The 356-nt window shown below is 61.5% G+C and carries 1 protein-coding gene; it reads right to left on the bottom strand.

All coding sequences use genetic code 11. The annotated features are described in order from the left end of the window. Positions 1-5: 5 nt before the first annotated feature. Positions 6-356, bottom strand: a 351-nt coding sequence (locus ACTQV4_RS10415) for a hypothetical protein (protein ID WP_441569797.1), incomplete at its 5' end; no start/stop codon positions are given.

Below are 356 nucleotides of genomic sequence, written 5' to 3'. Positions count from 1 at the left end.
GAATCCTATACGCCGCACCAATCGAACTTGAAGCCTCCGGCAACGGGGGCTTTTCTTTTTTGGAAGCCATGCATGGATTCGAACCTCGGTCGAGGCGCGAGCGTAAAGAAAACGCGGAGCGTTTTTAGCGAGCGGGCGAGCGCGCCGGCAGGCGGGCGAAGCCGGTGCGGATCCGCGAAGCGGATGCGCGGAATCCTATACGCCGCACCAATCGAACTTGAAGCCTCCGGCAACGGGGGCTTTTCTTTTTGGAAGCCATGCATGGATTCGAACCTCGGTCGAGGCGCGAGCGTAAAGAAAACGCGGAGCGTTTTTAGCGAGCGGGCGAGCGCGCCGGCAGGCGGGCGAAGCCGGTG

This window comes from Collinsella sp. LCP19S3_B11 (assembly GCF_052121915.1).
Taxonomy (GTDB): Bacteria; Actinomycetota; Coriobacteriia; order Coriobacteriales; family Coriobacteriaceae; genus Collinsella.
The sequence above is the reverse complement of the archived record's forward strand: the minus strand, read 5'-3'. Positions and strand labels throughout refer to the sequence as shown.